The following is a 22,616-nucleotide window of genomic DNA, read 5'->3' as shown; positions in this document are numbered from 1 at the left end:
GGCCCTGATCGCGCCCGACACCAGCCCGCGCGGCGAGGCCGTGTTGGCCCTGCCCGGCGCCACGGCCAGCTGGGACTTTGGCGTGGGCGCGGGCTTCTACCTCGACGCCACGCAGAGCCCCTGGAACACGCACTGGCGCATGGAGAGCTACCTGCTGCAAGAGCTGCTGCCCTTGGTGGGCCAGCACCTGCCCATCGACGGGCAGCRCCTGGGCATCTTCGGCCAYWSSATGGGCGGSCACGGCGCGCTCACSCTSGCSCTGCGSCAYCCSGGSCGSTTCAAGWCGSTGTCGGCCTTTGCGCCCATCTGCGCGCCCACCCAGTGCCCCTGGGGCGAAAAGGCCTTCACCGGCTACCTGGGCCCCGACCGCACCACCTGGCTGGAGCACGATGCCACGGTGCTGATGCAGCACCAGCCCATCGCGCCCTACCCGGCGGGCATCCTCATCGACCAGGGGCTGGACGACAAATTCCTGGCCGACCAGCTGCACCCCCACCTGTTCGAGGCCGCGTGCCAGGCCATCGGCCAGCCGCTCACGCTGCGCCGGCATGCGGGTTACGACCACGGCTACTACTTTGTGCAGAGCTTTGTGGGCGACCATTTGGCCCACCATGCGCGGGGTCTTGGCGCCGGACATTAATGCGCGCTTAAGCAACTGGCAGCACACTAGCGGGCTATGCTTTTGTCCCTGCGGCGCCTGCTGCCCTTTGCCCCGGCTTCACGCTCGGAGCCCCCCACCGCCTCCCCTGCCCCCCGCCCCATGCATCCTGCATGGGTGGTGGTGCTGGTCAGCACCTGGCTGGCTACGGCCTGCAACGTGCCGCTGTGGCAAGAGGTGGCCCAACTGCCCGGCCAGGGCAGCCTGCGTGGCTGGGGCTTTGCGCTGGCATTTGCGCTCATCGTCGCGGCGGGCAACGCCGCGCTGCTGAGCCTGCTGGCCTGGCGCTGGACGCTCAAGCCCGCCGTGCTGGTGCTGGTGCTGATGGCCGCGTTTGGCGCGTACTTCATGCTGGCCTACGGCATCGCCATCGACGCCAGCATGCTGGTCAACGTGATGCAGACCGACGTGAAGGAAGCAGGCGACCTGATCAACCTGCGCATGCTGGGCACCGTGCTCATCCTGGCCGTGCCGCCCCTGTTGTGGCTGTACCGCCGCCCCGTGCAGCGCCTGACCGCGTTGCGCCATGTGGCGCACAACGGCCTGCTGCTGGCAGGCTCCATCGCCGTCATCGTGGTGTGCCTGCTGCTCGTGTTCCAGGACTTTGCATCGACCATGCGCAACCACACCAAGCTGCGCTACCTGATCAACCCGCTCAACAGTGTGTACGCGCTGGGCAACATTGCCACCAAGCCCCTGCGCATGGACACCAGCAAGATCCTGCCCCTGGGCCGTGACGCCCAGCTGGGCGCCAGCTACGCCAGCCAGGCCAAGCCCCCGCTGCTGGTGCTGGTGCTGGGCGAGACGGGCCGCAGCGGCAACTTTGGCCTGAACGGCTATGAGCGCGACACCACCCCACGCCTGTCAGCCCGCAAAGACCTGGTGAGTGCGCGCAATGCCTGGTCCTGCGGCACCAGCACCGCAGCGTCGGTGCCCTGCATGTATTCGCACCTGGGCCGCACAGGCTACGAAGGCCGCTCGGCCAACTACGAAAGCCTGATCGACGTGCTGCACCACGCCGGCCTGGCGGTGCTGTGGGTGGACAACCAGTCGGGCTGCAAGGGCGTGTGCGACCGCGTGGGCGAGACCATTACCAGCACCCAGAAAGACCCAGCGCTGTGCGCTGGCGGCGAGTGCCTGGACCGCGTGATGCTCAAGGACCTGGACGCCCAGATCGCCGCCCTACCCGCCGAGCAGCGCCAGCGTGGCACCGTGGTGGTGATGCACCAGATGGGCAGCCACGGCCCCGCGTACTACAAGCGTTCCGCGCCCGAGAACAAGAAGTTCGGCCCCGAATGCACCTCCACTGCCTTGCAGGAATGCCAGCGCGAGCAGGTGGTCAACGCCTACGACAACAGCATCGTCGAGACCGATCATTTCCTCGATTCAGTGCTCCAGTGGCTGGGAGCGCAGGAACAACATGCCCAGACAGCTATGATTTACGTAGCAGACCATGGCGAGTCGCTGGGCGAGAACAACATTTACCTGCACGGTCTGCCCTACTCCATTGCCCCCGACGTGCAAAAACACGTGCCCTGGATCACCTGGCTGTCACCCACCATGCAGGCGCGCACCCACCTCGCCACGGGCTGCCTGCAGCAAGACCTGGGCGAGCGACGCATCACGCACGACCACTACTTCCACTCGGTACTGGGCCTGATGGATGTGAAGACCGAGGCGTACAACACCGAGCTGGACATGTTTGCCGCGTGCCGCAAGCCCGCCGCGGCGGGCTGAGGCGGACCGAGGCGGGGCCAGGCGGACGGCCCCGGCAGCCCTGTGCCACAAAGGTGTGGCGCAGGGCGCAGCCAACTCAGCTCCCTTGGGGCAACAACAGAATCTTGCCGATGCTGGCGCCAGACTCCATGCGCCGATGGGCCTGTGCAGCATCGGCCAGTGCAAACGTGCTGTCGATCACCGGCCGGATCACTCCAGCGGCCAAGGCTGGCAGCCACTGCTGGGCAAACCGCTGCACCATGGCCTGCTTGACCTCGGGCGGGCGGGACTTCATCACGGTGCCAAAAATCTGCAGGTGTCGGTACAGCAGCACATCCATGGGCAGCTCCGCACCCTGCGCACCGCCCAGCAGCCCCACCGACACCAGGCGTCCGCCGTCGGCCAGAGACCGCACGTTGCGCTGCAGGTACGGAGCCCCGATGAAGTCGATCACCACATCCACGCCCCGGCCCTGCGTGGCCTGGTCCACCACCGCCTGAAAGTCTTCGCTGCGGTAGTCGATGAACACATCGGCCCCGCAACCCAGCACGGCGCCGCGCTTGTCGCCCCCCGCCGTGGCAAACACGCGCGCACCCGCCGCATGGGCCAGCTGCACGGCGGCTGACCCCACGCCGCCCGCCGCCGCATGGATCAGCACAGACTCGCCCGCGTGCAAGCGCGCCAGGTGGAACAACGCCTCGTGCGCGGTCACGAACACCTCGGCCACGGCGCCAGCGGCTACCAAGTCCATGCCCGCAGGCACCGGCACAGCCATGCGGTGGTCGATGCGCGACAGCTCGGCGTAGGCCCCGCCGCCCACGATGCCCATCACGCGGTCGCCCACGGCAAAGCCTTGCACCTCGGGCCCCATGGCGACCACCGTGCCCGCAATCTCCAGCCCCATGGTGTCGGCATCGCCAAAGTAGGCGCGGCCATAGGCCCCTTTGCGGTGCAGCAGGTCGGCCCGGTTGACGCCTATGGCGGCGTTGCGCACCAGCAGGTCGTGCGGGCGCACCTCGGGGACAGGGATCTCGCGCGCCACCAGCACTTCCGGGCCGCCGAAGTCATCGAACACGATGGCTTGCATGGTGGGTTGGGGGTTTGCAGGTTGTTCGGCCGCTGGTGTGGACATGGGTGTTACTCCTCAAGCAATGGTTTCAGTGCCTTCAAGGATAGGGCGCCACGCAGTGATTTAAACGCAGCAATTTCGCTCTACAGCGATGCAAATTTGCATCACACTCACCCCTCATCCGCAACCTCCATACCGCCATGAACTGGGACGACACCCGCATCTTTCTTGCCCTGACCCGCGCGCCCTCCTTGCGCGCCGCCGCGCGCAGCCTGGGCGTGGACCAGGCCACCGTCGGGCGGAGGCTGAACGCGCTGGAGGCCGAACTGGGCGCCAAGCTGTTTCTGCGTGCCAAGGACGGCTACCTGCTCACCGCTGCAGGCGAGACAGCGCTGGGCGCCGCCCGCCGCATGGAAAGCGCGGCCCTGGACCTGCGCACCCGCATCGAGGGCCAGGACACCAGCCCCGGCGGCCTGGTGCGCGTGACCAGCACCGACTCGATCGCCATCGACCTGCTCATGCCCGCCATTGAGCGCCTGCAACAGCACTGGCCCCACATTCGCGTGGACCTGGAGGTGTCCACCCAGTTGCTCAGCCTCAGCCGCCGCCAGGTGGACATCGCTTTCCGCAACGTCCGACCCGAGACGCCCGACCTCGTGGTGCGCCGCGTGGTGTCGTGGCCTGTGGGCCTGTTCGCCAGTGAGGGCTATGTCGAGCGTTTTGGCATGCCGGTGCCAGAGGACGAACTGCGCGGCCACCACCTGGTGGCCTACGCGCCTTACCTGGAGCAAAGCCCGTTTCTGACCATGGCGGGCGTGCCTGCGCGCCAGGCCAGGGTTGCACTGGCCGTGCGCTCCAGTCTGCTGGTGCGCAAGGGCGTGGCAGTGGGCATTGGCCTGGGTGAAATGCCGGTGTGGATGGGGGCGCGCGAAGGCCTGGTGCGCATCTGGCCCGAGCGCCGCCGGGCGACAGACTACGAGGTCTGGCAAGTCATGCACCCCGACCTGCAACGCACGGCCCGGGTGCGCGCCACCGCAGAGTTTCTGTCCGAGGCATTCCAAGTCCAGTAGACGCCCCAAACCGATGGAGCCCGCCCCGCCGGGCCGGGCCGCCACTGCAGCACCGGATGCACCATACTCTGACGCAGACCCATACCCCTTGCGCCCCAACATGCCACACACCATTCACCACCAGGAACAGGACGCCAAAGGTGCGTTCTACATCGAGCACAACGGCCAGCGCCTGGCCGAGATGACTTACAGCCGCACCAACGCCACGATGATCATCGTGGACCACACCGAGGTGGACCCATCGCTCAGCGGCCAGGGTGTGGGGCGCGCGCTGCTCGACGCACTGGTTCAATGGGCCAGGGCCACAGGCACCAAGGTGGTCCCGCTGTGCCCATTTGCCAAGGCGCAGTTCGACAAGGACGCGTCTTTGCGGGACGTGCTGGTGTAAACAGGCCTGCCGACAGCGGTGCCCGCCCGAGGAGGTCCATTGCTGGTCACTGCGGGTCATGGCAAAGAACGCCCTTGCCCCTGGATGGGCGGCGCAACCCGCGCGCATCGGTGGTGGAGTGACTCCAGCCCTGTCGGCCCACAGCCGCTGAAGACGCCAGGCGCCTTCAGGTAGAAAATTCCGCCATGAATCAAAGCGTCATTTACGCCCTGGGCGCTGCGGTGCTGTTCGGCGCCAGCACCCCATTTGCCAAGCTGCTGACGGGCGACCTGCCACCGGTGCTGCTGGCAGGCCTTCTGTATCTGGGCAGCGGCCTGGGACTGGCCCTGGTGCGTGTGGTCCGCGATGGCGGGCTCAAGCCCTCTGGCATTCCCTTGAATGAATGGCCCTGGCTCCTGGGCGCCGTGCTGTTTGGAGGCGTGGTGGGGCCGGTGGCGCTGATGCTGGGACTGCACTCCACCAGCGGCGCCACGGCTTCGCTGCTGTTGAATCTGGAAGCGGTGCTGACCGCAGTCATTGCCTGGTGGGTGTTCAAAGAAAACGCCGACCGGCGCATCGTGGGGGGCATGCTTGCCATCGTGGCGGGAGGCATTGCCCTGGGCTGGCAGACCGGCTCTCCGTGGCAACCCGGCGGCACGGGCTCCTGGCTGGTGGGCCTGGCCTGCTTGTGCTGGGCCATCGACAACAACCTCACACGCAAGGTTTCTGCCTCCGACGCGCTCTTCGTTGCCAGCATCAAGGGCCTGATCGCGGGGTCGGTCAACACCACGCTGGCCATCAGCATGGGCGCCGCCTGGCCTTCGTGGGCCACACTGTCTGCAACGATGGCTGTCGGCCTTTTAGGATACGGACTGAGCCTTGTGCTGTTTGTGCTGGCATTGCGCGGGCTCGGCACAGCCCGCACGGGAGCGTACTTCTCCACCGCGCCCTTCATGGGGGTGGTTGTGTCCTTGTTGGTGTTCTCGGAACCAACGTCATGGGTGTTCTGGATGGCCGCTGCGCTGATGGGCCTGGGGGTGTGGTTGCACCTCACGGAACACCACAGCCACGAGCACCAACACGAAGCGCTTGAACACGAGCACGAACACGAACACGACGAGCACCACCAGCACGCGCATGGCGTAGAGCATCGCGGCAGCGGCAAACACAGCCACCGACACACGCACCTGCCACTGAAGCACACGCATCCGCACTACCCGGACATCCACCATCGGCATGTCCATTGAGACCGAACACCCGCTTGTGGCGGGGCCGTCCCTTTGCAGGCAGCACGGCATTCAGCGTTAAGCGCCCCCCAGTCATCACCAAGGGACGCGCCGTTGGCGAGCCCGCAGGGTGCGCAATTAGCGCAGTGCCATCCAGCCCTCCACCTCCCCCACCAAATGCGCCCGGAACACCTCGGCAATCGGTGACAGCTGCTTGCCCTTGGGCCAGACCAGGTGCCACTGCGACTGGATGGGAAAGCCCTGCACATTGAGCACGGCAAGCCCCTCGTGGTGCGGACCCAGGGCGTGGTGGGAGACGATGGAGACGCCCAGCTGTCYCTCCACCGACTCCTTGATGGCTTCGTTGCTGCCCAGCTCCAGCAATGCGCTGGGCGCAAAACCCAGTTGGCGCAGGTGGGCGTCGGTGGCCATGCGGGTGCCGGAGCCTTTTTCGCGCAGGATGAAACGCTCCGTCTGCAATTGCGCGAGCTTGATGCGCTTTTTGGCGGCCAGGGGGTGGCCTGCGGGGGCGATGACAACCAGCGGGTTGGGCATGAGGATCTGGTCCTCCAGCGGCAAATCCGCAGGCGGCATGGACATGACGTAGAGGTCGTCCAGATTGCTGCGCAGGCGGGTGATGACGTGGTCGCGGTTGAGTACCTCCAGCGAGATATCGATCTGCGGGTGCAGYTTGCAGAAGCTGCCCAGCAGGCGGGGCACAAAGTATTTGGCGGTGCTGACCACGGCGACCTTGAGGCGCCCGCTGGTGAGGCCCTTGGCGCCCGACACGCGCTGCTCGAACGCATCCCACTCGCCCGCGATGGCACGCGCAGTGCGGGCCAGGGCCTGTCCCGCCTCGGTCAGGTGTACACGGCGTGAGACCACCTCGTACAGCGGCAGGCCCACGGCCTGGGTCACCTCACGCAACTGCATGGAGGCCGTGGGCTGCGTGACATGCATGACCTTGGCGGCGGCGCTGACGCTGCCCGTCTCGGCCAGTGCCAGGAACAGCCGCAGCTGGCGAAAGGTGATGTTCATAGATTTTTATCTATAGATAACCGCGTTCGAATCGATTTTACTTTGCAGCCACACATCCCTAGCATCGGCCCCCAACAAGGAGTTGAATGATGCAAAGCTTGCTGGACCCCGCGATTTTGTTTTTTGCCCTGGGAGTGTTTGCGGGCCTGGTCCGATCCAATCTGGAGATGCCGGCGGCGATCTCGAAGTTCTTGTCCATCTACCTGCTGATGGCGCTGGGCCTCAAGGGCGGGTTTGCCTTGGCGGCTTCAGGCCTGACACCCAGTGTGGCCAGCAGTCTGGGGCTGGCGGTGCTGCTGGCCGTGGTGGTGCCGCTGGTGGGCTATGCGCTGCTGCGGCGGGTGCTGTCRGGCTTCAACGCGGCGGCGGTCGCAGCCACCTACGGATCGGTCAGCGCCGTGACCTTTGTGACGGCCACGCAGTACCTGGAGTCACAGCACATTGCCTACGGCGGCTACATGGCGGCAGCCATGGCGCTGATGGAGTCGCCCGCCATCATCCTGGCGGTGATGCTGGCCAATGCGATGCGGCAGCGGCAGTCGGTGGCTCAGTCGTTGGCAATCACCCCCACAAGCCCCCTCCTGCGCGTGCCACCGGTGGTCGCCATGGCGTCGGCAGGGGGCCCCACGCTGGGTGGCGCAAGCGCAGGGGGCGCACCTGGCAAGCCGGGGCCTCACCTGTCGGTGGGCAAGATCCTGCACGAATCATTCACCGACGGCACCCAGTTGCTGCTGCTGGGCGCCATGGTGATCGGCATGGTGACTGGCGATGCCGGCAAGGCGGCCATGCAGCCGTTCTCGGGCGATCTGTTCAAGGGCATGCTGTGCCTGTTCTTGCTGGACATGGGCCTGTCCACGGCTCGCAACCTGCCTGCGGTGCGCAAGCAGTCGCCATGGCTGCTGGCTTACGCGGTGCTGGGGCCGCTGACGCACGCCAGCCTGGCCCTGGCGCTGGCCTGGCTGCTGCAGGTGCCCACGGGGGATGCCGTGCTGCTTATGGTGCTGGCCGCCAGCGCGTCCTACATCGCGGTGCCTGCCGTGGTGCGCTATGCCATCCCCGAAGCCGACCCGTCGCTGTACGTGAGCCTCTCGCTGGGGGTGACGTTTCCGCTGAACATCCTGGTGGGTATTCCGCTGTACACCCAGATAGTGCAGCGGGTGTGGGGGGGCTGACGAGGCAACGCATTGCGGCCTGCGGCGCGCAGTGCAAAGTGCACGGAGGCGGGCACGGGATCTAGAAGAGGCTCCCCTGCCCTTTCAGCAGTCCCGGCCTGAACTGCCCCAGGTCCAGCCCCTCGCGCTCCCGGTTGAGCCCCAGGCGGCGGCAGGTGTTGGCAAACCGCTGGCGCAGCAGGTCGGCCCAGAGCCCGCTGCCTTTCATGCGGGTGGCAAAGTCGCTGTCATAGGTCTTGCCGGCTGCGCGCTGGGCCCCGGTCAGGGGGTGCAGGTCTTGCACCCTGGCCATGACGCGCGCTGCGCGCTGCGGGTAGTGCACGGCAAGCCACTGTCGAAACAACGCATCCAGCTCCCACGGTAGTCGCAGCACGGTGTAGAACGCGGTGCGTGCACCGGCGTCGCGTGCTGCCTCCAGTACCTGCTCCATGTCTTCGGTGATGAACGGGATCTGGGGCGCCACGCTCACGCCCACCGGCACACCCGCCTCGGCCAATGCACGGATGGTGCGCAGCCGTCGGTGGGGCGCGGCGGCGCGGGGTTCCATGCGGCGAGCCAGCGCAGCGTCGAGTGTGGTGATGGTGATGTACACCGCCGCCAAGCGCTGCGCTGCCAGCGGGGCGAGCAGGTCCAGGTCGCGCTCCACGCCGCTGGATTTGGTGATCAGCGAAAACGGGTGGCGCGCCTCGCGCATCACTTCGATCACGCTGCGCGTGAGCTTCAGGTCGCGCTCCACGGGCTGGTAGCAGTCGGTGGCGGAGCCGATGTTGAGCAAACGCGGCACGTAACGCGGCTGTGCAAGCTCTTGCCGCAACACCTGCGCCACGTTGTGCTTGGCCACGATCTGCGTCTCAAAGTCGAGCCCGGGCGAAAAATTGAGGTAGCTGTGCGTGGGCCGGGCRTAGCAGTAGATGCAGCCGTGCTCGCAGCCCCGGTAGGGGTTCACAGAGAGTTCAAAAAAGATATCGGGCGAGTCGTTGGCGCAGATGGCGCTGCGTGCCGTCTCGAAATGCACGCGGGTGGCGGGTGAGGGGCTGGCGCAGGCTCCCTCGTCGCCCCCGCCCCATGCATCACCCTCTTCAGCCCCCCTGCCGTTCGGGCTGCCACCCTCAGCCGTACCCGTGCCACCCTGCTCCACGCCCTCGGCCCTGCCAAGGGCGCGCGGATGGTTCCACCCATCATCCGCACGTTCGCGCTGGTCTTTGGCAAAGCGGTGGGCCATGGCCGTGGCGGCACCGCGCCCGCGGATGGCCTGCAGCGGAATGCGGATGTCCTGCGGCCGTGCAGGCAGGTCGTCGTCGGGAGGGTCAAGTGAACTCATGGCGATCGAGTGGTGGAGCAGCATGCACGATAAAACTGTTTATTTATACAGTATTTGTCCACCACCTACAAACCCGCCCTCTGGCAAAGCCCCAATTCGGTGCAAAGCCTTGCACCAACTCCTGGCGCACTTCTTGCTTCAACTTGGTGCAAATCTGTGGCGTCGGATGAAAACGCACCAGAGTCGATCAATCACTATCGCGAGGACGTTATGGAAGCACTCAAACAGGGCACGGATGCCTTGTTCATCTTGCTCGGGGCGATCATGGTGTTGGCCATGCACGCCGGGTTTGCGTTTCTGGAGCTGGGCACAGTCCGCAAAAAGAATCAGGTGAATGCACTGGTCAAGATCCTGGTGGACTTTTCGGTGTCCACGGTGGTCTATTTTGTGGTCGGCTACACAGTCGCCTACGGCACGCATTTCTTCATCGGTGCCGAATCGCTGGTGCAGCAAAGCGGCTATGCGCTGGTCAAGTTCTTCTTCTTGCTCACGTTTGCGGCAGCCATTCCAGCCATTGTGTCGGGCGGCATCGCGGAGCGCGCCAAGTTTTGGCCGCAACTGCTGGCAACAGCAGTCATCGTCGGCTTTGTGTACCCGTTTTTTGAGGGTATTGCCTGGAACCAGCATTTTGGTGTGCAGGGCTGGATCAAGGCGCTGACGGGCGAAGAGTTTCACGACTTTGCGGGCTCGGTGGTGGTGCACGCCATGGGCGGCTGGATTGCGTTGCCGGCGGTGATCCTGCTGGGCTCTCGCGCCAACCGCTACCGCAAGGACGGTGCGATCTCGGCCCACCCGCCGTCCAACATCCCTTTCCTGGCGCTGGGCGCCTGGGTGCTGGTGGTGGGCTGGTTCGGCTTCAATGTGATGAGCGCGCAGACCGTGGACAAGCTTTCGGGCCTCGTCGCTGTGAATTCGCTGATGGCCATGGTAGGCGGCACGCTGGCCGCCCTGGTGCTGGGCAAGAACGACCCCGGCTTTGTGCACAACGGCCCGCTGGCGGGTCTGGTGGCCGTGTGTGCGGGCTCGGACCTCATGCACCCGCTGGGTGCGCTGGTGGTCGGCGCGGTGGCCGGGGCCATTTTTGTGCTGATGTTCACCCTGACGCAAAACAAATGGAAGATCGACGACGTGCTGGGCGTATGGCCGCTGCACGGGCTGTGCGGCACCTGGGGCGGACTGGCTGCGGGTATCTTTGGCAGCAAGGCGTTGGGCGGGCTGGGCGGGGTCAGCCTGTCGGCCCAGCTCATCGGCACCGGCCTGGGCGTGCTCTGGGCCCTCGTTGGCGGCGTGGTGGTGTACGGCATCCTCAAGCAGACGGTGGGTATCCGCCTGACACAGGAAGAAGAGTTTGACGGCGCCGACCTGAGCATCCACAAGATCAGCGCCACGCCCGACCGCGAAGTGAGCTGGTAGCCAGCCCAACCGGCGGCGGCCCGGGCCCGGCACCACGCCTGGTGCAAGGCCCAGCCGTCGCCTTGGCGCCCCGTCTGACATCGCCTGGGCCGGCGCACGGCTATACCTGAGCCCTGCGCCCCAGCGGCTCCACGGTCACAATCGCGCCATGTTGTCTTTGCCCTCCTTGTCCTTGACCCTGCCCCTGCGGGCCCRCCCCGGCTGGCTGGGCATGGCGCTGGTGGCGGTTGCCATGGCCCTTGCCGGTTGTGCGGGCCTGCCCAAGGATGTGGACCGCCCGGTGTCGGCAGCCTGGTCGGCCCCTGGCGATACCCCCCTGGGCCAGTTGGTAGCAGCACGCAGGGTCGCCGAAGGGGCGCGGCACGCTTCGGGGTTTGCGCTGCTCAGCGGCCCGCAAGCCGCCTACAGCAGCCGCCTGGCACTGGTGGACGCCGCACAGAAAACSCTSGACCTGCAGTACTACGCCATYCAYGCMGACGCCAGCAGCGAACGCCTGCTGCTCAGCGTGATGGCAGCAGCCCAGCGCGGCGTGCGGGTGCGCGTGCTGCTGGACGACTTCCACAGCACCGGGCGCGATGCGCAGGTGATGCGGCTGGCGTTTGTGCCCAACATCGAGATGCGCATGTTCAACCCCCTCACGGGCGCAAGGGGGTCTCCCATTGGCCRCATGCTGGGCCTGCTGGGCGACTTCTCGCGCGTGCAGCAGCGCATGCACAACAAGCTGTTCATTGCTGACAACGCCATGGCAGTGACCGGGGGCCGCAACCTGGGYGACGCCTATTTCGGCAATGCCGACTCGGGTAACTTTGTGGACCTGGACGTGCTGGCTGCAGGCCCCATCGTGCGGGACCTGTCGCGCAGCTTYGACAGCTACTGGAACAACGAACGCGCCTACCCGGTGCAGTCGCTCATCACACAGGGCGAGCTTGACCACCTGCGCGACAGCATCCGTCTGGCTGACGAAGGGCGAAGACGCCGTGTCGCAGGCCAGGGTGGCACCAGCGCCCCAGACCGCCTGCCGCCCGACATGGGGCCAGGCACCACCGCCGCGCAGCGGGCACGCATCTGGAACTACGAGCCCATGGACCTGGAGCGCACGCCCTTCGTCTGGGCTGCGGCGGCCGTGCTGGTGGACCAGCCTGCCAAGATCCCGGCCGACAGCGCATGGATGGGCAATGGGGCTGCTCTGGCCTTGGCAGCACCGCCGCCGGGCCCAGGCGCCAGCGCCTCCGCAGGGGCGACCCACAGCCCCAAGGCCGCTGCTGCCGCCTTGGTCTCGGGCTCCCGCACGATACCGGCGGCTGACAGCGCGGCAGCCTCCCCACCCCGCGTGCTGCCAACGGCCGATAGCGCCACCGCATCTTCCAACGGCGCGCCACCCGACAGCCCCCGCGCAAGCCCCGAAGCCACCGAGGCCCAAACCGACACCGTGGTGGACGGGCTGTTGCAGCTCATGGGCCAAGCGCGGCGCGACCTGCTCATCATCTCGCCCTACTTTGTGCCGGGGCCGGACATGGAGGCCGCCTTTGCGGCGGCAAGGGCGCGCGGCGTGCGGGTGCGGGTGCTGACCAATTCGCTGGCCTCCAACGACGCGCCCATTGCGCATGCCGGCTATGCCCGCCATCGGCCGCAGTTGCTCGCCATGGGGGTGGAGCTGTACGAGATGCACAGTGAACTGCCAGGGGTGCTGCGGGGAGCGCTGGGCGTATCGGGCAGCATGGGCGGCGGCGCGGGTGCCGTGGGTTCGCAAGGCAGCTCGCGCGCCATGCTGCACTCCAAGCTGATGATCGTGGACGGCCGACTGCTGGCAGTGGGGTCGATGAACCTTGACATGCGCTCGCAGCGGCAGAACACCGAGGTGGCGCTGCTGATCCGCAGCACGGAGCTGTCTCGCCGGGCCCTCACTCAGATCGACACGGCGCTGAAAGAATCCGCGTGGCAGGTGCAGGCCACCGACCAGGGCCTGCGCTGGCGCGCCCCTGAGGGCAGCGGGCTGCCAGACGCCACGACCGAGCCCGACGCCAGTGCCCCGTTGCGGCTGATGCTGCAGCTGCTGGGCCCCCTGGCGCCCGACCACCTGCTGTAGCGGCGTCGTGAGAACCTGTCCTAAGCGCCGTGGGCGCTCTGGGCTTGCGCCTGCAAGTCCACCACCCACGCGGTGATCGCCCGCTGGTCCGTCATGGTGCGCACATGCTGGTACGCCACCTCGGCCTCGGCAAACCGGCGGCGCAACAGGTTAAGCCATTGCTTAAGGCGCCCCGCGCGCTGGCGCGGCTCCAGGTCGTCGCACACCAGCTGCCAGAAGGCGGCCAGGTGTGGCACCAGATCGGCCCACACCACGGTGTCCGTGTCCGGCCGCCCAGCATCGGCAGCGCGAATGGCGCGTGCAAGACCGGGGTCCGCCACGATGCCTCGGCCCAGCATCAGCGCATCGCAGCCCGACACCTCACGGCAGCGCTGCGCGTCGGCCACCGTCCAGATCTCGCCATTGGCCACCACCGGGATGGAGACCGCCGCGCGGATGGTGGGGATGTGCTCCCAGTAGGCCGGTGGGCGGTAGCCGTCGGCCTTGGTGCGCGCGTGCACCACCAGCTCGGCAGCGCCCCCTGCCTGCATGGCCTGGGCACATTCACGCATCAGGTGGATGTCGTTGAACCCGAGGCGCATCTTGGCCGACACCGGCAGGTGCGCCGGCACGGCGCGGCGCACCGCAGCCACTACGGCCGCAATGCGCTCAGGCTCCTGCAGCAGTGCCGCGCCACCGCCGTGGCGGTTGACCACCTTAGCGGGGCAGCCGAAGTTCAGGTCGATCCCCTCGGGGCCCAGCGCCGCCAGGCGCGCGGCGTTCTCGGCCATGCTGACCGGGTCGGAGCCCAGCAACTGGGCCCGCACGGGCACCCCGGCCAAGGTACGGCTGCCGTTGCGCAGCTCGGGCACGTAGCGCAGGAACACCTTGTCGGGCAGCAGGGTGCCGGTGATGCGGATGAACTCCGACACGCAGCGGTCCACGCCGCCCACGCGGGTCAGCACGTCGCGCAGCACAAAATCCAGAAGCCCCTCCATCGGGGCGAGCAGCAAGGTCATCTCAGGGGGACTGCTGGCTCGGTGAGCCCTCTCCGAAAAAAAGAGCCTCCACAGGCACTCAGCAGCGAAAATCAAACAAAAACAGCACCAAGCGCTAGTGCAATATGCCCAAGCAGCTATCAAATAAGGAGCAATTGCGCAGGCATGCGGCGCTTGAGGCAGCGCCAACCAGCCCACGATTGTGATGCAGGACATCCCAAGGGGTCATCACGGCGTCACGCCCGGCTGGTGGAATCGTCGCTCCAGAGACCGACCGCCACGGAGACACCCCATGCTGCTGCAAAAAACCGACAAAGCCCGCCTGGAACTCTCCCCTGGCGTGCGCACCCTGAGCCTGCGCGAACGCTCCCTGCTCCTGCTGGCCGACGGCAAACCGCTGTCAGACCTGCAAGCCATGTACAACGGCATTGGCGCGCAGATTGTCGAGAACCTGATGCGCCAGGGCTACCTGACCGGGCCGGCAGACCTGCCGCCCACGCCGGAGCCCACAGCACCGTCGATCGAGCGCCCGGCACCGGGTGAGTCCCTGCGGTCGCTGGCCGGTGCGCGCATGTACCTGTTTGACACCTGCGAGCGCCTGTTTGCGCGCCGCGACCCTGTGCTGGCACAGCATTTCCGCGAGGCGCTGCGCGCCGCCAAGGACCGCACCAGCATGCTGGACGTGGGCGAAGCCATGTTTGAAGAAGTGGCACTCGCTGCAGGCGCCGAGCGTGCCGCCAGCCTGCGTGAGCGGCTGGACCAGTTGCTGCCCGCAAGCCCGGTGGCTGAAAACTTTGCCACTACGCAGCCTGCGCTGCTGGATTGAGCCGGTCTGTGCGGGTTCAGGCCGCAGCAAGCCGCCACAGAGACGTGACCTCGGCCGCACGCGCAGCGTGCAGCGCATCCTGCGCGTCGGCAGCCTTGGCATGCACCGGCTTCACATCATGGCGGCCACGCACCACCAGGCCCGCCTCGGCAATCCAGGCCAGCAGATGTTCGCGCGGGCGCAGGCCCAGGTGTTCGGCCAAGTCCGACAGGATCAGCCAGCCCTCGCCGCCGGGCTCCAGGTGTGCCGCCAAACTTGCCAGAAAGCCCTTGAGCATGCGGCTGCCTTCGTCGTACACGGCGTGTTCGATGGGCGAGTTGGCGCGCGCCGGCACCCAGGGGGGGTTGCACACCACCAGCGGCGACCGGCCCGGTGGAAACAGGTCCGCTTGCTGCAACTCGACACGGTCGAGCAGCTGCAGGCGCTGCAGGTTCTCGCGCGCACAGGCCAGTGCCCGGGGATCCTGGTCGGTGGCCACCACGCGCTGCACGCCACGGCGCGCCAGCACGGCCGACAACACCCCCGTGCCCACGCCAATATCAAACGCCAGGGCCTTGCTGGGCAAAGGTGCTGCTGCCACCAGCCCCACGTATTCGCCACGCACCGGCGAGAACACACCATAGTGCGGGTGAATGCGGTTGAGCGGCGGGGCACCCAGCGCAGGGATTTCGACCCCTTTCTTGCGCCATTCATGCGCGCCCACCAGCCCCAGCAGCTCGCGCAGCGTGGCCACCGAGCGCTCGCCGGTCGCAGGCCCCCAGGCCTCTGTGCAGGCCTGGCGCCAGTCGGGCGCGCGACGCAGCGCAATGCTGTAGTCCCCCTCCAGCGGGATCAGCACCGACGCCAGCACCCGCGCGCGCTGCGCTTGTGCCTGGCGGTGCAGGTGAAACGCTTCGGCCGCCGTGGCCGCCGCCAGTTTCTGGGACGCCCTTGCAGCCGCCTTGCGGGGCTTCTTGTCGGCCCGGCGCATCAGCGCTTGCAGCAGGTGCCGCGCGTTCTGGAAATCACCCTGCCACAGCAACCCCGTCCCCTCACAGGCCATGCGGTAAGCCGTGTCGGCGGCCAGCGTGTCGTCAGCCCCCTCTACCCGGCGCGGCGCGGAGGCGCCACTCTCGGAGCGCCACAGGGCTTGCTGGGGCTGGCCCTGGTGGGTCCAGTGGATGGTGGAAGGATTTGTTGGCATCAGAGTCTGACAGTGCCGCGCACAGTCCGTAGTGTGGGAAACAGGCGCGCGGCAGGCCGGGGATGCCGAGCAAGGGCCGCCCCGCAGCGAAGGCATCGTCCCCCTGCCCGCGCAGCGCAGCGAAGCAAGAGCGGAGGGAACGAGCGCAGCGGCGCAGGGGGGTGTCGTCGCACTTTATGCGTTGATCGGGCGCTTCAGGCGCACTTCTTCGATCTTCACGCCGCCGATCACGGCGGTCTTGGCGGTGGACAGCTCGCGCTTGAAGCCGGCCAGCTCATGAAAGCGCAGCGCGCGCTCGTTGCGCAGCGGCACCCAGGCGGTGACATTGGTGCAGCCTTCTTCTTGCAGGCCATCACGGGCGGCGTCCCACAGGGCCAGGCCTACGCCCTGGTTCCAATGGGTGGGGGCCGCGTAGATGGCCCAGATTTCACCAGTGGTGGGGCGGGACTTTTCATCGCGCGAGCGGTCGTAGCCGACAAAGCCGACGATCTTCTCGCCATCGACCGCCACCTGGACCTGGGGCTCGCAATATTCAATGGCCTCGCGCCAGTAGGCCTGGCGCTTTTCGACCGACATAGATTTCAACTGCTCGTCTGGCACCAGTCCTTTGTAAGCCTCTTGGGCAGAGACAGTGTGGATCTGGGCGATGGCTTTGGCATCGCGAAGCGTAGCGGGACGAACCTGGATACTTGACATGAAAAAACCGAACGAAAACGGGGAATGAAAAAACAAAAGGACCGGCATTGTCGCCGCAAACGGTTTTTCCACCCTGACAGGCGGGTAGCGCAGCCCTGTCGGTCACGCCTCCCTGCCTCGCTTTTCGCCCCCCACGCCCCGCATGCGCAGGGGCCCGCAGCCGACCCTCAGGCCATGACCATGGCGCCCGACAAGGCGCTCCCCGCAGCCGCAGTGGCCGCTGCCGCTGCGCGCTGCACCATCGCGCGCTTGTTGCGGGGGCGGGGCACATGCACTGCCGGTGGGGCGCCGTTGATGGCCGCGAGGCTGAGCACCAGGGTGACGGTGCGCGAACCGCCATCGCGGTCTTCGCTGGCATACGCGCGGTAGCTGCCGTTGCCCTGGCCATGGCTGCGCTGCACCGTATGGAACGCCACCCGCGCCCCCGTCACCCGGTGGCCGCCAAAGGGCAGCACCCGCAGGCGCGCGTCGCGGTCCAGTGCCAGGCCCAGGTTGCCCGGCCGGTTGATCAGGTCGGTGCGGATGCCACGCCAGGTCTGCCCAGCGTCGGCCGAGAACTGCCAGGTGCCAGCCTGGGCGTCCAGGTGCTCGATCACCACGCCGGCTGCCGCCAGCATGTCGGGGCAGTGCTCCTGCACGATGAGCGCCACGCTGTTGCCCCCCAGGCCCGTGCCCGCATGGGCTGCGCCAGGGTTGGCCGCGGGTCGTCGTTCGCTGTGGTGCAGGCCTGCTTCGGAGGTGCTGGCGCCATGGGTGTGTGCATTGATCGTCATGGGAACCCTTTGAAAACGGAGAGTGGTTACGAAGGTTTGCGCATTGGTGCGCACCCAAAGTGCTTTTCAATGCTTGACGGAAAGTCTAGAAAGTGCACATCCGTGCGTCCATCGCACAAATGGACTAGCCCGCAACACCCGGTTGTGCGCAATACTTGCCTGTATGACTGCCCGTCTTTTGCTTGTGGATGACCACACCCTGTTCCGCACGGGGCTACGCCTGATCGTGCAGGACCACCCCAGCGTGGGCAGCATTGCCGAGGCCGGATCGATCGCCGATGCCTGCGCACTGCAGCAGGCGGAGATCGACCTGGTCCTGCTGGACATCCAGTTGCCCGGCATGAGCGGGCTGGACGGCCTGCGACTGTTGCGACAGGCGTGCCCCCGGGCGCGCATCGTTCTGGTGTCGGCCAGCGTGGCACCCGATGCCATCCACGAAGCGCGCGCGCGCGGGGCCGATGGCTTTTTGCCCAAGTCCGCCAGCGCCGAGGACATCCTAGAGGCCATCAGCTGCGCACTGTCAGGCCAGCCGTGTTTTCCGATCAACAGCGGCAACAGCGCCACCGTGCGGGGGCCCGACACGCCATCCCTCACGGCGCGGCAACTGGATGTGCTGTCGCTGCTGTGCACGGGCAGGCCCAACAAGGTGATCGCCCGCGACCTGGGGCTGAGCGAGAACACGGTGCGTGTGCATGTGGCGGCCATCTTTGCGCAGCTGGGCGTCAACAGCCGCAGCGCTGCGCTGCTGGCGGCCCAGCGCCTGGGCCTGTCCACCCCGCAGCTTCATGACCCCCTCTGAAACCAGTCCGCTGCCCCTCGAACCGGTGATACCACCCACACGCTGGGGCTGGCCGGTGTGGGAGCGCGACGAGGTCCTGCGCGAACAGGTAGCCCTGCTGCGACAGAACTTTCCGATGACGCTGCTGGCATCGCTGGCCACGGCCCTGGGCACGCTCTGGGTCATGGCCCGCGTGGCAGACACGCAGGCCATTACGGTATGGCTGGTCTCGCACACGCTGGTGGTGGCCGGGGTGTACCTCACGCTGCGCAGCATTGCACCGTTTGTGAATCCTGCGCCGCAGGCCGCGCGCAAGCTCATCGCCTGCATGGCGGCCATGGGCCTGAGCTGGGGCAGCCTGGGCTATGTGGTGCTGTACTGGGGCAACTCCGACAGCGTCATCTACGCCATCGGCATCATCAGCACCGTCTCGTCGGGAGCGCTCGGGCTCGGCGCGCCGCTTTACCGGGCCTACGTCACCTACCTCACCAGCGCCATCGGCGGCGTGATGCTGTCAGTGGCGTTGGCGGGTGGGCCCGTGATGTGGCCTGCGCTGTTCCTGACCGGGGTGTATTACGCGCTGACCTGCCTGCAGGCACGCACGGCCGACCGTGCCACAAGGCGCAGCATTGCGCTCAAGCTGGAAAACGAACGCCTGGTCAGCCAGCTGCGGGCCGAATCGCAGCGGGCCCTGGCGGCACAGGAGGCCGCCGAGCAGGCCGACCGCGACAAATCCCGCTTTCTGGCGGCTGCCAGCCATGACCTGCGCCAGCCCTTGCATGCCATGGGTCTGTTTCTGGAATCGCTGCACCGCAGCCCGCTCAATGACCACCAGCGCACCGTGCTGAAACACGCACATGCCGCGTCTGGCGCTGCGGCCGAGATGCTCACCACCTTGCTCGACTACTCCCGGCTGGAGGCCGGCGTGGTCAAGGTGCGGCCAGCCGCGTTTGCGGTGCAGCCCCTGCTCACCGCGCTGGAGCAGGAGTTTGGCGTGCAGGCCGACACGGCCGGCCTGGTGTACCGCACCCGCGAGACCTCTGCCGCCGCGTTTGCCGACCGCTCCCTGGTCGGCCTGGTGATGCACAACTTCATCTCCAACGCCCTGCGCTACACCGCCCAGGGCGGTGTACTGATTGCCTGCCGCACGCGCGGAAAACGGCTGGCGCTGGAGGTGTGGGACACCGGGGCGGGTATCCCCGAGCACCAGTGGGAACACATCTTCAAGGAGTTCCACCAGCTCGGTAACCCGGAGCGTGACCGCCGCAAAGGCCTGGGCCTGGGCCTGGCCATCGTGCAGCGCCTGGCGCGTGAAATGCGGACCTCCGTGGAGTTGCGCTCGCAGCCTGGCAAGGGGTCTGTCTTCAGGCTGTGGCTTGACCGCTGGCAGGGAGCGCTGGAGGACGATGCCACCACACCCCAGGACGGCCGCAGCCTGGTAGGCCTGAAGGTGCTGGCCATCGACGATGACGAGGCCGTGCGCCTGGGCATGCAGTCATTGCTGCAAAGCTGGGGCTGCCAGTGCATGACGGCAGAATCCAGCGCAGACGCCCTGGAAGTCCTGGAGGACGTGACGCCCGACATCATCATCACCGACTTCCGTCTGCGCCATGAAGAAACCGGCAAACAGGTACTGCAGGCGCTGCGAGCCTACCTGGGAACCAACGTGCCCGCGATCATCATGACGGGTGACACCTCGCCCCAGCGCCTGCGCGACGCGCAGTCCACCTCCGCGTTGCTACTGCACAAGCCGGTGTCCACCGGCCAGCTGCGCGATGCGATGGTGCAGCTCATCACCCAACCGCCGCTGCCTGCTGCCATGGTGGACGACGAACCGGAAGACGGTCAGACAGCACCCGGGCAACTCACACAAAGCACTACAACCAGTGGCGCAGCAGCCCCATGACCTGGTCGAACTTGGCCCCATAGGGCGGATAGAACAGCGAGCCCATGGCCCAGCGCGACTGCACCAGCACCGACTTCTGGTGACAGAAGCGCAGGAACCCCTGCTCACCGTGGTAGGCGCCCCAGCCACTGTCCCCCACACCGCCAAACGGCAGGTTGTCGTGCGCAATGTGCATCAGCGTGTCGTTCACCGTCACCCCACCGCTGACGGTGCGGCGCAGCACATCGTCGCGCACGGCCTCGCTCTGGCCAAACCAATAAAGCGCCAACGGGCGGGGCCCGCTGTTGATGTGGGCAATGGCATCGTCCAGCCGCTCGTACGAGATCACGGGCAGGATGGGACCAAAAATTTCCTCCTGCATGAGCTGCATTTGCGACGTGGCACCAAACACCAGCGTGGGCAGCATCTGGCGGCTTGCACCGTCGCCCAGCGTTCCCACGGTGGGCACCACAGGTTTGCCGTCGCTAGGGTCGATGGTGTGCACCTCTGCCCCTTGTGTTTGCGCCTGCTGCAGCATCGTGCGCAAGCGGGCATGGTGGCGGGGCGTGATGATGGAGGCGTAGTCTGCGTTGCCCTCGATGGTGGGGAACAGGCGCGCCACTGCGGCCCGGTAAGCCTGCGCAAACTCGCCCTCACGTCCACGCGGCAGCAGCACATAGTCGGGGGCAATACAGGTTTGCCCCGCATTGAGCAGTTTGCCGTGCGCAATCTTGAGAGCCGCATCCGCCATGTCGCAATGGCCGTCGATGATGCAGGGCGACTTGCCGCCCAGCTCCAGCGTGGTCGGTGTCAGGTTCTGCGCCGCCGCCTGCGCCACCTTGCGGCCCACCGCCGTGGAGCCTGTGAACACCAGATGGTCGAAAGGCAACGAGGCAAACAAGGCGGACAGGTTGGCATCTCCCTGCACCACACAGAATTCGTCGGGGGAAAAGAACTGCGCCACCAGTAGCGCCAATTGGGCCGAGGTATGGGGCGTCAACTCGCTGGGCTTGAGCATCACGCGGTTGCCCGCTGCCAGCGCGGTGATGGCGGGTGCCAGGGCCAGTTGCACCGGGTAATTCCACGGTGCAATCACCCCCACCACCCCCATGGGCTGGCGCTGGATGAAAGCGTGGGCCGGCTGAAGGTGAATCGGCGTATGCACCTTTCGGGGCTTGACCCACTTTGCCAAGTGGCGCAGCGTGTGCGACAGCAAGGTGCGCAGCACCAAGAAGTCTGCCACCTCCGTGAGGCGGGGTGACCGCATGCCAAAGTCGGCCTGCACGGCCGCCGCGAGCACAGGCCCATTCTCATCGAGCAACTTGCGCAAGCGCAGCAAACGCTCTCGCCGCACGAGCAGCGGCACGTCCACGTGCGCACGGCTGGCCTGGAACTGAAGATCGAAATGTGCGCGGATATCGGCTGGTGTCATGGATGGATGATAGGAGACACCCCGATGGGCGCGTCACAAAAAGGCAGACGCCCTAGGGTTGATGCCCGTTGGCTTACGCTCGTACCACGGGACTCTCACGAGATGGGGTTGGTTGCAGCCAAAGTGCAGCGGCCGTCACTGCCACATCAACGGACTTCGCGTGCTTCTACGTCAGTGACCTGTGCCGCCCCCGGCAGGATGCCGCCACGGCGCGATGCGGTGGCGTCTTCACTGGCGGCTTCAGGCGCACTATTGCCGCGGCGGCCAGCAGACCACCGCTGCGTAGACCGAAAGACCGTGCTGAAGCCTGTGCGTGGGTCCACACCCATCACCCACGGCGTCACCGGTCGTCCTGTCAGGCGCGCCCAGCCTGCACGCAGCACCCACACCAGCGCAAGCAATATGGCCGCGACCAAAAGGCTGGCAAACAGGACCAACCCCATGGCAATGACGACCAGCCGCAACAGAAGGCTCACGGCACCCGCAACAAAATCATTCAAACGACACCTCTCCTTCACAACTTGGGATGCAGATTGCGGTGCTGAATCAAACCGCAACCGCTTCCCGAGCCCACATCACTCTTGCGGGGCGACTCCGAACTGGAACACACCAGGCTCCAGGACAGGGTTGACGGTGACCGGAATCACACTCTTGGGTGGGAATCGCCCTTCCAGCAACAGCTTGGACAGCGGATTCTCTATGCGCTGCTGGATCGCCCGCTTGAGCGGCCGTGCGCCAAACACGGGGTCGAACCCCACCTTGGCCAATTCTGCCAAGGCAGCGTCGGACACCTGCAACTCCAAATCCATCTTCGCCAACCGGGATTGCAACAGCTGCAGCTGGATCTTGGCGATCGAGGCAATTTGCTGGGCATCCAGCGCATGGAACACCACGGTCTCRTCRATGCGRTTCAGGAACTCAGGCCGGAAG

Annotated in this window: 20 protein-coding genes and 1 pseudogene; 11 read left to right on the top strand and 10 right to left on the bottom strand. The window is 66.6% G+C overall.

Going from position 1 to position 22,616, the window contains the following annotated elements:
- The coding region (gene fghA / locus AC04MI_RS14975; protein WP_476498060.1) for an S-formylglutathione hydrolase at positions 1-640 on the top strand (640 nt) is incomplete at its 5' end.
- Between the two features lie 36 nt (positions 641-676).
- Positions 677-2,395 carry a phosphoethanolamine transferase gene (locus AC04MI_RS14970; protein ID WP_436079190.1) on the top strand — a complete coding sequence of 573 codons (1,719 nt, stop codon included), beginning with the start codon at positions 677-679 and terminating at the stop codon, positions 2,393-2,395.
- A gap of 76 nt (positions 2,396-2,471) precedes the next feature.
- Here the strand turns inward: AC04MI_RS14970 and AC04MI_RS14965 are convergent, their stop codons facing one another.
- The gene (locus AC04MI_RS14965; RefSeq protein ID WP_436079191.1) at positions 2,472-3,506 is read right to left on the bottom strand and encodes an NAD(P)H-quinone oxidoreductase; all 1,035 of its coding nucleotides are present in this window, start codon (positions 3,504-3,506) and stop codon (positions 2,472-2,474) included.
- A gap of 137 nt (positions 3,507-3,643) precedes the next feature.
- Here AC04MI_RS14965 and AC04MI_RS14960 point away from each other — a divergent pair, with 137 nt between their 5' ends.
- The 3 genes from AC04MI_RS14960 to AC04MI_RS14950 all read left to right on the top strand — a co-directional run bounded on the left by AC04MI_RS14960 (position 3,644) and on the right by AC04MI_RS14950 (position 6,127).
- On the top strand, positions 3,644-4,513 hold the full coding sequence (locus AC04MI_RS14960; RefSeq protein WP_436079192.1) for a LysR family transcriptional regulator: 870 nt from the start codon (positions 3,644-3,646) through the stop codon (positions 4,511-4,513).
- A gap of 100 nt (positions 4,514-4,613) precedes the next feature.
- Positions 4,614-4,901 carry a GNAT family N-acetyltransferase gene (locus AC04MI_RS14955; protein ID WP_108496985.1) on the top strand — a complete coding sequence of 96 codons (288 nt, stop codon included), beginning with the start codon at positions 4,614-4,616 and terminating at the stop codon, positions 4,899-4,901.
- A 185-nt stretch (positions 4,902-5,086) separates the two neighbouring features.
- On the top strand, positions 5,087-6,127 hold the full coding sequence (locus AC04MI_RS14950; RefSeq protein WP_436079193.1) for a DMT family transporter: 1,041 nt from the start codon (positions 5,087-5,089) through the stop codon (positions 6,125-6,127).
- Between the two features lie 117 nt (positions 6,128-6,244).
- On the opposite strand, the gene AC04MI_RS14945 is transcribed toward AC04MI_RS14950, so the two are convergent.
- Positions 6,245-7,144 (bottom strand): LysR family transcriptional regulator, encoded by a 900-nt coding sequence (locus AC04MI_RS14945; protein WP_476498059.1) that lies wholly within the window; start codon positions 7,142-7,144, stop codon positions 6,245-6,247.
- An 89-nt stretch (positions 7,145-7,233) separates the two neighbouring features.
- Here AC04MI_RS14945 and AC04MI_RS14940 point away from each other — a divergent pair, with 89 nt between their 5' ends.
- Entirely contained in the window at positions 7,234-8,316 is a 1,083-nt protein-coding gene (locus tag AC04MI_RS14940) for a sodium-dependent bicarbonate transport family permease (protein WP_436079194.1), read from the top strand.
- A gap of 61 nt (positions 8,317-8,377) precedes the next feature.
- Here AC04MI_RS14940 and AC04MI_RS14935 read toward each other — a convergent pair whose 3' ends face one another.
- Positions 8,378-9,637 (bottom strand): PA0069 family radical SAM protein, encoded by a 1,260-nt coding sequence (locus tag AC04MI_RS14935; protein ID WP_436079195.1) that lies wholly within the window; start codon positions 9,635-9,637, stop codon positions 8,378-8,380.
- Positions 9,638-9,847: 210 nt separating this feature from the next.
- On the opposite strand from AC04MI_RS14935, the gene AC04MI_RS14930 reads away from it, so the two are divergent.
- Together AC04MI_RS14930 and AC04MI_RS14925 are read left to right on the top strand one after the other, a co-directional pair.
- Positions 9,848-11,050 carry an ammonium transporter gene (locus AC04MI_RS14930; protein WP_056064922.1) on the top strand — a complete coding sequence of 401 codons (1,203 nt, stop codon included), beginning with the start codon at positions 9,848-9,850 and terminating at the stop codon, positions 11,048-11,050.
- 148 nt (positions 11,051-11,198) lie between these two features.
- Positions 11,199-13,136 carry a phospholipase D family protein gene (locus AC04MI_RS14925; RefSeq protein WP_476498058.1) on the top strand — a complete coding sequence of 646 codons (1,938 nt, stop codon included), beginning with the start codon at positions 11,199-11,201 and terminating at the stop codon, positions 13,134-13,136.
- A gap of 20 nt (positions 13,137-13,156) precedes the next feature.
- On the opposite strand, the gene AC04MI_RS14920 is transcribed toward AC04MI_RS14925, so the two are convergent.
- Positions 13,157-14,134 carry a tRNA dihydrouridine synthase gene (locus AC04MI_RS14920; RefSeq protein ID WP_436079197.1) on the bottom strand — a complete coding sequence of 326 codons (978 nt, stop codon included), beginning with the start codon at positions 14,132-14,134 and terminating at the stop codon, positions 13,157-13,159.
- 271 nt (positions 14,135-14,405) lie between these two features.
- On the opposite strand from AC04MI_RS14920, the gene AC04MI_RS14915 reads away from it, so the two are divergent.
- Positions 14,406-14,939 (top strand): hypothetical protein, encoded by a 534-nt coding sequence (locus AC04MI_RS14915; protein WP_056064929.1) that lies wholly within the window; start codon positions 14,406-14,408, stop codon positions 14,937-14,939.
- Between the two features lie 16 nt (positions 14,940-14,955).
- Here AC04MI_RS14915 and AC04MI_RS14910 read toward each other — a convergent pair whose 3' ends face one another.
- From AC04MI_RS14910 to AC04MI_RS14900, 3 genes are all read right to left on the bottom strand, one after another.
- Positions 14,956-16,122, bottom strand: coding sequence for a methyltransferase (locus AC04MI_RS14910; RefSeq protein WP_436079198.1), 1,167 nt, complete (start codon positions 16,120-16,122; stop codon positions 14,956-14,958).
- 174 nt (positions 16,123-16,296) lie between these two features.
- The gene (locus AC04MI_RS14905; RefSeq protein WP_056065189.1) at positions 16,297-16,818 is read right to left on the bottom strand and encodes a GNAT family N-acetyltransferase; all 522 of its coding nucleotides are present in this window, start codon (positions 16,816-16,818) and stop codon (positions 16,297-16,299) included.
- Positions 16,819-16,985: 167 nt separating this feature from the next.
- Positions 16,986-17,591, bottom strand: a complete 606-nt coding sequence (locus AC04MI_RS14900; protein WP_099730785.1) for a hypothetical protein — start codon at positions 17,589-17,591, stop codon at positions 16,986-16,988.
- 163 nt (positions 17,592-17,754) lie between these two features.
- Between AC04MI_RS14900 and AC04MI_RS14895 the strand changes: the two genes are divergently transcribed.
- Both AC04MI_RS14895 and AC04MI_RS14890 read left to right on the top strand, forming a co-directional pair.
- Positions 17,755-18,390, top strand: a complete 636-nt coding sequence (locus tag AC04MI_RS14895) for a response regulator (RefSeq protein WP_099730786.1) — start codon at positions 17,755-17,757, stop codon at positions 18,388-18,390.
- Positions 18,377-20,275, top strand: a complete 1,899-nt coding sequence (locus AC04MI_RS14890; protein WP_260668039.1) for an ATP-binding response regulator — start codon at positions 18,377-18,379, stop codon at positions 20,273-20,275. Before AC04MI_RS14895 ends, AC04MI_RS14890 begins: the two co-directional genes overlap by 14 nt.
- On the opposite strand, the gene AC04MI_RS14885 is transcribed toward AC04MI_RS14890, so the two are convergent.
- The 3 genes and pseudogenes from AC04MI_RS14885 to AC04MI_RS14875 all read right to left on the bottom strand — a co-directional run.
- Entirely contained in the window at positions 20,247-21,686 is a 1,440-nt protein-coding gene (locus AC04MI_RS14885; RefSeq protein ID WP_436079199.1) for a coniferyl aldehyde dehydrogenase, read from the bottom strand. The genes AC04MI_RS14890 and AC04MI_RS14885 overlap by 29 nt on opposite strands.
- Before the next feature lie 146 nt (positions 21,687-21,832).
- Positions 21,833-22,186, bottom strand: coding sequence for a hypothetical protein (locus tag AC04MI_RS14880; protein ID WP_288851917.1), 354 nt, complete (start codon positions 22,184-22,186; stop codon positions 21,833-21,835).
- Positions 22,187-22,261: 75 nt separating this feature from the next.
- A pseudogene (locus AC04MI_RS14875) lies at positions 22,262-22,616 on the bottom strand (type VI secretion system ATPase TssH); the annotation flags it as partial.

The sequence above is a fragment of the Acidovorax sp. LjRoot204 genome, assembly GCF_056175785.1.
Note: the sequence above shows the minus strand (reverse complement) of the source record. Positions and strands in the feature narration are given on the sequence as shown.

What these genes read in the sequence shown, in the direction of transcription:
- AC04MI_RS14970 (WP_436079190.1), top strand. Translation starts at nt 677, where the DNA reads ATGCTTTTGTCCCTGCGGCGCCTGCTGCCCTTTGCCCCGGCTTCACGC.
- AC04MI_RS14965 (WP_436079191.1), bottom strand. Translation starts at nt 3,506, where the DNA reads ATGTCCACACCAGCGGCCGAACAACCTGCAAACCCCCAACCCACCATG.
- AC04MI_RS14960 (WP_436079192.1), top strand. Translation starts at nt 3,644, where the DNA reads ATGAACTGGGACGACACCCGCATCTTTCTTGCCCTGACCCGCGCGCCC.
- AC04MI_RS14955 (WP_108496985.1), top strand. Translation starts at nt 4,614, where the DNA reads ATGCCACACACCATTCACCACCAGGAACAGGACGCCAAAGGTGCGTTC.
- AC04MI_RS14950 (WP_436079193.1), top strand. Translation starts at nt 5,087, where the DNA reads ATGAATCAAAGCGTCATTTACGCCCTGGGCGCTGCGGTGCTGTTCGGC.
- AC04MI_RS14930 (WP_056064922.1), top strand. Translation starts at nt 9,848, where the DNA reads ATGGAAGCACTCAAACAGGGCACGGATGCCTTGTTCATCTTGCTCGGG.
- AC04MI_RS14920 (WP_436079197.1), bottom strand. Translation starts at nt 14,134, where the DNA reads ATGACCTTGCTGCTCGCCCCGATGGAGGGGCTTCTGGATTTTGTGCTG.
- AC04MI_RS14915 (WP_056064929.1), top strand. Translation starts at nt 14,406, where the DNA reads ATGCTGCTGCAAAAAACCGACAAAGCCCGCCTGGAACTCTCCCCTGGC.
- AC04MI_RS14910 (WP_436079198.1), bottom strand. Translation starts at nt 16,122, where the DNA reads ATGCCAACAAATCCTTCCACCATCCACTGGACCCACCAGGGCCAGCCC.
- AC04MI_RS14905 (WP_056065189.1), bottom strand. Translation starts at nt 16,818, where the DNA reads ATGTCAAGTATCCAGGTTCGTCCCGCTACGCTTCGCGATGCCAAAGCC.
- AC04MI_RS14900 (WP_099730785.1), bottom strand. Translation starts at nt 17,591, where the DNA reads ATGACGATCAATGCACACACCCATGGCGCCAGCACCTCCGAAGCAGGC.
- AC04MI_RS14895 (WP_099730786.1), top strand. Translation starts at nt 17,755, where the DNA reads ATGACTGCCCGTCTTTTGCTTGTGGATGACCACACCCTGTTCCGCACG.
- AC04MI_RS14890 (WP_260668039.1), top strand. Translation starts at nt 18,377, where the DNA reads ATGACCCCCTCTGAAACCAGTCCGCTGCCCCTCGAACCGGTGATACCA.
- AC04MI_RS14885 (WP_436079199.1), bottom strand. Translation starts at nt 21,686, where the DNA reads ATGACACCAGCCGATATCCGCGCACATTTCGATCTTCAGTTCCAGGCC.